Genomic DNA, 11,179 nt, shown 5'->3' with positions numbered 1-11,179 from the left:
AGGAATTGAAATTGCCTACCACCTTGCAGAGCTGTCTCAACATCCTCGTTTATAGATTACCTATGAGGAATTGAAATATAAGATTTTGCTCTATGAAGGAATGGCGCAAGTAGCGTTTATAGATTACCTATGAGGAATTGAAATATAATAAGAAGCCCGGCAAGAAAAACAGCAGCAATAAGTTTATAGATTACCTATGAGGAATTGAAATTTGAATGGCTTACATATAATCCTAATAATATACCATGTTTATAGATTACCTATGAGGAATTGAAATAATGGTATGTCCTCATCATCAACCGGTATAAATATGTTTATAGATTACCTATGAGGAATTGAAATTTTCATTTTCAACATCCATTTGATTTTGTATATTATCGTTTATAGATTACCTATGAGGAATTGAAATTCAAAATTAGCATCATGGTTTCCAGGAACAATTAATAGTTTATAGATTACCTATGAGGAATTGAAATTGTTTTGATGCAAAGGATTTCGGTCACGATTGTTATTTGTTTATAGATTACCTATGAGGAATTGAAATAAGATTTTGTACTCGGTAAGTAAATAGATTGCTTTGTTTATAGATTACCTATGAGGAATTGAAATTTGTTCCGCAGCAGCTCTTGAGTATTATAAAATAATTGTTTATAGATTACCTATGAGGAATTGAAATTATGTTAAAAGAATTAGCACAGTACATAGTAGGGCTGGTTTATAGATTACCTATGAGGAATTGAAATTTAAAATGTCTCCTTTTGTATTTCTTCTAATAATTCGTTTATAGATTACCTATGAGGAATTGAAATACTACTGTCGAAAGAGGTGATCGGATGTATGTTAAAGTTTATAGATTACCTATGAGGAATTGAAATGAGTGCCGTATTTGCAACAAATCACTTTTCACCGAAGTTTATAGATTACCTATGAGGAATTGAAATTTTGTTCTACCTTCCCATTGAAATGCTAAGTCCTCGTTTATAGATTACCTATGAGGAATTGAAATGTACCAGGGGTGAAGCATATGTCAAAACATTATATCGTTTATAGATTACCTATGAGGAATTGAAATGTGTGTTACTGAGCGCCTCTGTGTCTGGTGACCCATGTTTATAGATTACCTATGAGGAATTGAAATAAGCTGGCAGGTACTGACACAAGCAAACTCTCTCCAGTTTATAGATTACCTATGAGGAATTGAAATAAAATATAATGGATGAAAAAGAAGTAGGTTCTCTTCCGTTTATAGATTACCTATGAGGAATTGAAATTAAAAGGTGGCATAAATCTCATAGATGCTACTATGACGTTTATAGATTACCTATGAGGAATTGAAATTGGCAATGAAATAGAATCATTAGTAGGACAATCATGTTTATAGATTACCTATGAGGAATTGAAATCAATATTCTTTGAATAGATTCCATCTCTCCGGCTCAGTTTATAGATTACCTATGAGGAATTGAAATTTCTCAGGGAATATCGTGAGATTGTTATAAGCAGAGTTTATAGATTACCTATGAGGAATTGAAATCTGGAGGTACCGTAATAGTTCAAGAGCCGCATACCGTTTATAGATTACCTATGAGGAATTGAAATATTTTACAATTGACGGTATTAATATAATTAATCGTGGTTTATAGATTACCTATGAGGAATTGAAATATACATGCAAACGAAGTAGGTGAGACTTATAACGTGTTTATAGATTACCTATGAGGAATTGAAATATTTATGCCAAAAATCTCTTGAGCTCATACACATGTTTATAGATTACCTATGAGGAATTGAAATCAAGTTATTAACCGGCTGTTCTATAAGCTGGGTGTAGGTTTATAGATTACCTATGAGGAATTGAAATCTGTTACTTCCATAGCATCACCTATAATTCTTTTTAGTTTATAGATTACCTATGAGGAATTGAAATTGACTTCGTGCTTTCTCTGCCATCCCTCGGGTCCGGTTTATAGATTACCTATGAGGAATTGAAATTTCGCTCAACTTGAGCGTTTAGGTGAGGAAGATTTAAGTTTATAGATTACCTATGAGGAATTGAAATGGAAATAATCTTGCTACAACCGAAGCGGACATTGTAGTTTATAGATTACCTATGAGGAATTGAAATAAGCAAGACGTTGAAGGTAAAGAGGTGCTAGTAGTGTTTATAGATTACCTATGAGGAATTGAAATTCTAAATCTGTAAACGCCCTATTGCTTCTACCCTCGTTTATAGATTACCTATGAGGAATTGAAATTATAATACGTAAAATGCTTAGGTTTTCAGAAAGCTTGTTTATAGATTACCTATGAGGAATTGAAATTAATTTTATCAACAGTACTCAGTTTGTCATATTCCAGTTTATAGATTACCTATGAGGAATTGAAATTGAGCAAGGTCTCCTTCTTCTGCGTATTCACTTGTGTTTATAGATTACCTATGAGGAATTGAAATTCACCATATTGATGCACGTATTGGCTATCGCTGCAGCGTTTATAGATTACCTATGAGGAATTGAAATAGATTTAAGCTTGTCCATTAGATGGTTGAAAAGGTTAAGTTTATAGATTACCTATGAGGAATTGAAATTTAATGCGCCTTTGCTTCCCTGATAACCAAGTGCCAGTTTATAGATTACCTATGAGGAATTGAAATAAAGAAGTACCAAGCTTTTTATTTATTTTTTTCAAGTTTATAGATTACCTATGAGGAATTGAAATATTTTATATAAATAATACAAAAAAAAGAAGTTATGAGTTTATAGATTACCTATGAGGAATTGAAATTGTACTGAACGGTTACTCCCTGATTTACGGTATTACCTTGTTTATAGATTACCTATGAGGAATTGAAATAAATCAATACTACTAAAAAACTTCCGCTTAGTCTGGTTTATAGATTACCTATGAGGAATTGAAATTGGTCTGGAGTACTGTATTGAGAGCATCTTTGAGAGTTTATAGATTACCTATGAGGAATTGAAATAAGGGCGATGAGCTGCAGGAAGAAATGGAACGTGCGTTTATAGATTACCTATGAGGAATTGAAATTTGGCTCAATAAACTGCTTTCGGCATTTTAATTCAGGTTTATAGATTACCTATGAGGAATTGAAATGAAGAACAGTTCCCGGAGTCAACAAGTGAATACGCGTTTATAGATTACCTATGAGGAATTGAAATCATAATATGGTTTTTGTGCTATAATCTCCTTATCAGAGTTTATAGATTACCTATGAGGAATTGAAATATAACTTTTTACACCTTTCTAATTTGCGAATTTTTTTGTTTATAGATTACCTATGAGGAATTGAAATAAAAAGTACGCTCTTGGCTTTCAAAATGACTTCCTCATGTTTATAGATTACCTATGAGGAATTGAAATTAAGTTGAGATAGAGTATCTGGTACATTTCCATATATGTTTATAGATTACCTATGAGGAATTGAAATGGGTATTCACAGTGCCTTTTTGCAGATCTGTTATTTCGTTTATAGATTACCTATGAGGAATTGAAATAGAGCTAACGGTAAATACAGAGTGTGTATAGACATAGTTTATAGATTACCTATGAGGAATTGAAATAGGTAAGTATCAGAAGAAACGAGAAAGGCAAGAACGTTTATAGATTACCTATGAGGAATTGAAATTAAATTTTAAATATGAATAATGCATAATAGAATATAGTTTATAGATTACCTATGAGGAATTGAAATCTATAAAACCATAGCCCTTTTTCCTGTGCCTCCTTGGTTTATAGATTACCTATGAGGAATTGAAATTACGCTGTTGCAGATGGCATTGTAAGAGTAAGTAAGTTTATAGATTACCTATGAGGAATTGAAATTCTGCAATACCATATTTGATAGCCATTTTCTTTACTGTTTATAGATTACCTATGAGGAATTGAAATTGTACAGCCACGGGTAGAAAAACAGCAGGAACTTGAGTTTATAGATTACCTATGAGGAATTGAAATACTGTTGTAGGCATGTCCTTAAGTTGTACGATATATTGTTTATAGATTACCTATGAGGAATTGAAATTAAGCAATTGAAGTTGTGGAGATAATTCTTGTATGGTTTATAGATTACCTATGAGGAATTGAAATTATTGCGGGTAATATACCTATGAACGCACCTGAAACAGTTTATAGATTACCTATGAGGAATTGAAATTTTGCCCTAATAAACTGAATCGTAGATTGCTATAGGTTTATAGATTACCTATGAGGAATTGAAATAACATAACATCCGGTACATCAAGCTTGCATATTTCAGGTTTATAGATTACCTATGAGGAATTGAAATAAGTATATCAATAGTGTAATCATTATTTGTTCCTTGTTTATAGATTACCTATGAGGAATTGAAATTGCAATTGGAGCCGGGAGATAATACATTGAGATATGGTTTATAGATTACCTATGAGGAATTGAAATAATCAATATTCACATTCTGAATTCTGTATAATCTACAGTTTATAGATTACCTATGAGGAATTGAAATATTGAACATCTGCTGATATTATCATTATCTAAATTGGTTTATAGATTACCTATGAGGAATTGAAATTTACAAAACTAAAGGAAGCTGGCTATCCGAAGTACTGTTTATAGATTACCTATGAGGAATTGAAATAATTTCTAACTTGTCCTGCTGAATTCTTGAATGTATGTTTATAGATTACCTATGAGGAATTGAAATTCACATTCTCAGCCTTATAATTCATTTCTGCGCTGAGTTTATAGATTACCTATGAGGAATTGAAATGCCATTTTAACAATGCTTATATGTTTAATTTATGTTTAGTTTATAGATTACCTATGAGGAATTGAAATGCAGATAAAGTAGATATTATACAAATTAGCAATGAAGTTTATAGATTACCTATGAGGAATTGAAATATAAAATAACAGAAAATATGAAGAACACCGGAATCAAGTTTATAGATTACCTATGAGGAATTGAAATATGTAACCGTTGCGGTTACTTATGTTCGATTTGTTTTGTTTATAGATTACCTATGAGGAATTGAAATGAATCAAAACTCGGCAGTATATTTGATGGTTTTGAGTTTATAGATTACCTATGAGGAATTGAAATTTGTTAAACACATCCTTTGTCACTTTTCTATCTAAGTTTATAGATTACCTATGAGGAATTGAAATAAAATACATCTATATCCAATGCTGTTTTATCTCCATGTTTATAGATTACCTATGAGGAATTGAAATAATTTAAAGCTTTATAATTACTTGAAACTATAGTATGTTTATAGATTACCTATGAGGAATTGAAATTAGTAAAGACGAAGCTTATGCAGAAATTATAAACAAGTTTATAGATTACCTATGAGGAATTGAAATTATTTTGACAATGACGATATTATTCACGGAGATTTTACGTTTATAGATTACCTATGAGGAATTGAAATCAATATGATAGTTACAGATCTAAATAATAAAGAATAGTTTATAGATTACCTATGAGGAATTGAAATAGACCTTATAACGATATAATGCCGGATGTATATTTGTTTATAGATTACCTATGAGGAATTGAAATTTACATTTTGGGGATTGGGTAATTATAACAAAATATAGTTTATAGATTACCTATGAGGAATTGAAATTAATCAATAGCGTAAACTGTATAATTTCTTTGATATTGTTTATAGATTACCTATGAGGAATTGAAATCTGCATATCAGTCTGTTCTCTCTTCTCTGACTGGTGCGTTTATAGATTACCTATGAGGAATTGAAATGAATTTAATTCATTAGAATCAAAGAACATAGACATCGTTTATAGATTACCTATGAGGAATTGAAATATGATTGCTTAATGTACTACTTTTTTATGTACTTGTTTATAGATTACCTATGAGGAATTGAAATTTTTGTGCATGAAATAATACGTAAATGTTTGGTCAGGGTTTATAGATTACCTATGAGGAATTGAAATTTGCCAACAAAGCTCCGAAAATAACTGATTGTAATAGTTTATAGATTACCTATGAGGAATTGAAATTTGTAAGGCTTGCGGGTGTAGACCGCTTTTTAGTCGTTTATAGATTACCTATGAGGAATTGAAATCCGCTTTAACTTCTGCTATTAGTCCTTCAGATGTTGGTTTATAGATTACCTATGAGGAATTGAAATTAATTTAGATGTCGATAAGGCGGTAACTTTTTACTGGTTTATAGATTACCTATGAGGAATTGAAATATAATTCTATATCTCACAGTGTGTGTAAAGTATCAGTTTATAGATTACCTATGAGGAATTGAAATAGCCATTGCTTTGTTTTGCCCCACAACCATTTAGCGTTTATAGATTACCTATGAGGAATTGAAATTGAGAATGATTTTGTTGCTATAAAGTGGCTTGATTCGTTTATAGATTACCTATGAGGAATTGAAATAGGATAGCAACAAGTATAGGCACAGCAGTCTTCAATGTGTTTATAGATTACCTATGAGGAATTGAAATTTCTTTGACGTCCTTGCCATTCATCACGGTAACGTGTTTATAGATTACCTATGAGGAATTGAAATCAGGTTGAATGCGGGAAATTGTGTTAGACCTTTAAAGTTTATAGATTACCTATGAGGAATTGAAATATTATAGACCCTCAAAAGACAATGGATCGGGATGTCAAGTTTATAGATTACCTATGAGGAATTGAAATAAATCTTTTGTGTTTTCGTTGGCACGGTTCATGCAAGTTTATAGATTACCTATGAGGAATTGAAATTGACATGTATGATACCTATGCAAAAATGAGACGTTAGTTTATAGATTACCTATGAGGAATTGAAATATTATTCAGATTGTCGTGTTCAGGACGGTTTTAAAGTTTATAGATTACCTATGAGGAATTGAAATATGATACATTATACCATTTCACTACAAAAATCGCAAGTTTATAGATTACCTATGAGGAATTGAAATTCCGCTAATTCTGCTGCTCTAATGCGTTCTATACCGTTTATAGATTACCTATGAGGAATTGAAATAAATATAAATATGATTTTCTTAAAAATCATCCTCATGTTTATAGATTACCTATGAGGAATTGAAATTAGATATTTTTCAGAAGTTTTGGTAGGTGGTGTTGGTTTATAGATTACCTATGAGGAATTGAAATCAGGCAGATACATTAATATATCTTCTGTACTGATTCGTTTATAGATTACCTATGAGGAATTGAAATCTTTGAGAAAATCCTTTTTTCGCAATTATTCCTCTTAACGTTTATAGATTACCTATGAGGAATTGAAATATGAATGGGTTGACGGTGGCGTGTTAAATATTTCCGCGTTTATAGATTACCTATGAGGAATTGAAATTAAAAAACTCCCGGGCATTATACCCGGGGGAATTAGTTTATAGATTACCTATGAGGAATTGAAATAATGCTTCTTCGAATAATTTTCCACCTCCCCCAGTGTTTATAGATTACCTATGAGGAATTGAAATATAAGCCAACTCCTACGGATGCGCCTGTAAGAAAATGTTTATAGATTACCTATGAGGAATTGAAATTAACGGCACTGTCTACAGGCTATTTACCCACAACAGTTTATAGATTACCTATGAGGAATTGAAATACATTAAACAACCACAGCTTTGAGTATGACCATTTTGTTTATAGATTACCTATGAGGAATTGAAATACGTATGCGAGAAAACCACATATTACAAACAAATATAGTTTATAGATTACCTATGAGGAATTGAAATTGCTCACCTCCAATTATATAACTAAGTATCATGTGTGTTTATAGATTACCTATGAGGAATTGAAATTTGTCTGTTATACTGTTTTATATCCCATGTATAACCGTTTATAGATTACCTATGAGGAATTGAAATTAACTTAGTACAATAAATCTTGCCTGTTTCATCTTCGGTTTATAGATTACCTATGAGGAATTGAAATAAGAAAAGGTGTATGAGCTTTTGAGAGGTGCATGATGGTTTATAGATTACCTATGAGGAATTGAAATATAACAAAAGCTTGTGAATTGTTAAATAAACACTTTCGTTTATAGATTACCTATGAGGAATTGAAATCAAAAAGTCAGATTATAGATAATGTTAATATCTTAGTTTATAGATTACCTATGAGGAATTGAAATCAGCAAGTGCAAGAAAGCGGAGGATAGGCAACAAGTTTATAGATTACCTATGAGGAATTGAAATTATGTCAGAGGAGGATATAAATAATGGCAAATATTATTGTTTATAGATTACCTATGAGGAATTGAAATCATCATAATCCCTTTCATATTTGCTTAAATCAAGCATCGTTTATAGATTACCTATGAGGAATTGAAATTTTGGTTTCTGGTAACACTTTGTCGATTGCGGCGTCGTTTATAGATTACCTATGAGGAATTGAAATGTATATGCGTCTAATCCTCCCGAATAAGTATCCTGGTTTATAGATTACCTATGAGGAATTGAAATTTTTTTCATATTCTTCAATGGGAATATATGCGCTGTGTTTATAGATTACCTATGAGGAATTGAAATCTTCGTCCCCTACTTCTAAATCAGGTAAATCTTGATTGTTTATAGATTACCTATGAGGAATTGAAATTAGCAGTGGTGGTTCAGGTCCGGGTTCGGAGTATAGGTTTATAGATTACCTATGAGGAATTGAAATGCTAAGCAAGTAGAACTTCATGCTAAAAAGGTTGATACAGTTTATAGATTACCTATGAGGAATTGAAATTCACAATATAAACTTAATAAAACTAATGAATGCTGTGTTTATAGATTACCTATGAGGAATTGAAATTGCATCAGGTAGAGTTGTGGGGATGAGCGGTGATACGTTTATAGATTACCTATGAGGAATTGAAATTAGCAGTGGTGGTTCAGGTCCGGGTTCGGAGTATAGCGTTTATAGATTACCTATGAGGAATTGAAATATACCTTGTACGTTGAATTCAGTGATTAAGCCTTTGTTTATAGATTACCTATGAGGAATTGAAATTAATCTTTTGTGTTGGACGTTGAGTAGGTACCACCAGTTTATAGATTACCTATGAGGAATTGAAATGCTTCTAATGATAAAACAGTCCAAAAGACCTCTTTCGTTTATAGATTACCTATGAGGAATTGAAATAAGAATCAGTATGACAACAAATATCGGCTCTTGAGAGTTTATAGATTACCTATGAGGAATTGAAATACAAATTCTTGTGCTGCTTCACTTGGATCAGATTCATGTTTATAGATTACCTATGAGGAATTGAAATAGGGATGTATGGGATGGAAATGGTGATGCTCCTGATGTTTATAGATTACCTATGAGGAATTGAAATTAAAAAAGTAGTAAACTTTCTAATTCTCAATCATATGTTTATAGATTACCTATGAGGAATTGAAATATGCAGTTCAAAAGAAAATTGATGAATTGTCTTCTAGTGTTTATGCTAATCTAAAAATAGGTCAGCCGGCTCATCGAAAATTAGGTCAATATCAGTATAATTAAAATGAGAAGGAAAAGCAAACCAAATATATTTGAATATTAACCAAAAAGTTTAATATACAAGAGAAATTATGGTTAGTTGTAAATATGCCGCTCTGTGAATCAGAAGGAGGGCGTAGCCCGACTGGAGATTCACAGAGCGGCGGCTCGATTTTGCAACAACGCTCATTGAAAATTAGGTCATTTTCTTTAAAAATATGATATCCTTTCAGTATGCACTGAAAGGAGGATGTAAAGGAAGTGATAAAATTGAATCAAAAACAAAGAATCATACTTCAACACATTGATGGTATGAGTAATCGCAGCATTGCCGGTGAGGAATTGAAATCCTCATTTACTGCCACAACCAAGTTTGATTTATCAGTTTATAGATTACCTATGAGGAATTGAAATCTGAAAGCGGAAGGATATAGCAAGGTTTCGATTATGTTTATAGATTACCTATGAGGAATTGAAATATAAAGGAAGAAAAGGAGTAACTCAAGGTGGTGGTGTGCTGTGCAAAGTTGCAACAGAGATGAGGGGAGGTCCTTCGGCAAGGGTTGTACAGGCAAACTTGTCAAACTACCTTAATGCTGCTGAAGTAAAGAGCTACGGTAGTGAGCGATTAAGGAAAAGGCTATACAAATAGTCAAGTGGGTTGTATGAAGATGAACGAAAGTGAACCATTGATGAAGTATCGATAGCGTAAAAAGTTGTCAAAACTTAGCTGTCACCACTGGCTAAGGACAAGAGTAGAGGAATCCTGATAGCTGGCTACTTGGCAACCGGTATTAAGATGGCATGAGCATACAACAGGCTTTGTTGCGAAACACAGGAACCTGGACTGCAATGGTAAGCGGAAAAGCACAAGTCACAGAAAGATGAGGCTGAAAAAGTGATGTGCAGTACAGGGGCGGAACAATTCGTAGTAGTGAAGAAGTTACTGTAATGGTAATGGAGCGAAGAGATTGTATCATTTTAGCTGAATTCAAATGACAACTGGTAATACAGGAGGAACATGTGAAGAACGGTAAACCTTATGAAATATCAAAACAAGTAGTAATGGATGCGTACAAAAGTGTGAAAAGAAACAAAGGTAGTGCAGGCATAGATGAAGTGGATATTGAATCCTTTGAAAAAGACTTAAAAGGAAATCTGTACAAAAGCTGGAATAGAATGAGTTCAGGGAGTTACTTTCCTCCACCCGTCAGGGCAGTAGAAATACCAAAGAAGACGGGAGGAACTCGAAGACTTGGAATTCCTACAGTAGGAGATAGAGTTGCACAAATGGTTGTTAAAATGTATTTAGAACCTAAAATTGAGTCAATATTCCATGAAGATTCATATGGTTACAGACCAAACAAATCGGCACTGGATGCAATAGGACAAGCAAGACAAAGATGTTGGAAACATGACTATGTCATTGAATTTGATATCAAAGGGTTGTTTGATAACATAGACCATGAGTTACTAATAAAGGCGGTTAAGTTCCATACAAAGGAATCGTGGATTTTGCTGTATATTGAAAGGTGGCTTAAGGCTCCATTTATTGTGAGAAATGAAAAAATAGAGAGAACCAGTGGAACGCCGCAGGGCTCCTTATGCTAAGCTTAGCATAAACCGCCTTATGCTAAATAAGTACTTATGCAAAGTAAACCTGTAAGTATCACATAATTACTGATGTTACCTCTGATTT

2 protein-coding genes, 1 pseudogene and 1 CRISPR repeat array are annotated in these 11,179 nt (G+C 32.5%); all 3 genes and pseudogenes read left to right on the top strand.

Annotated features, from left to right (window positions below):
• Nucleotides 1–47: 47 nt before the first annotated feature.
• Nucleotides 48–9,400: direct repeats of the CRISPR family, unit length 30 nt; unit sequence GTTTATAGATTACCTATGAGGAATTGAAAT.
• Between the two features lie 341 nt (nucleotides 9,401–9,741).
• The gene (locus HZF24_RS18375; RefSeq protein ID WP_179239836.1) at nucleotides 9,742–9,891 is read left to right on the top strand and encodes a hypothetical protein; all 150 of its coding nucleotides are present in this window, start codon (nucleotides 9,742–9,744) and stop codon (nucleotides 9,889–9,891) included.
• 103 nt (nucleotides 9,892–9,994) lie between these two features.
• Complete coding sequence (locus HZF24_RS18370) at nucleotides 9,995–10,132, top strand: hypothetical protein (protein WP_179239835.1); 138 nt, start codon at nucleotides 9,995–9,997, stop codon at nucleotides 10,130–10,132.
• A 413-nt stretch (nucleotides 10,133–10,545) separates the two neighbouring features.
• Nucleotides 10,546–11,085: pseudogene (locus HZF24_RS18365) on the top strand (reverse transcriptase domain-containing protein); the annotation flags it as partial.
• Between the last annotated feature and the right edge of the window lie 94 nt (nucleotides 11,086–11,179).

It is taken from the genome of Sedimentibacter hydroxybenzoicus DSM 7310 (genome assembly GCF_013403245.1).
Taxonomy (GTDB): Bacteria; Bacillota; Clostridia; order Tissierellales; family Sedimentibacteraceae; genus Sedimentibacter; species Sedimentibacter hydroxybenzoicus.
This window is presented reverse-complemented; position numbering and strand designations above follow the sequence as displayed.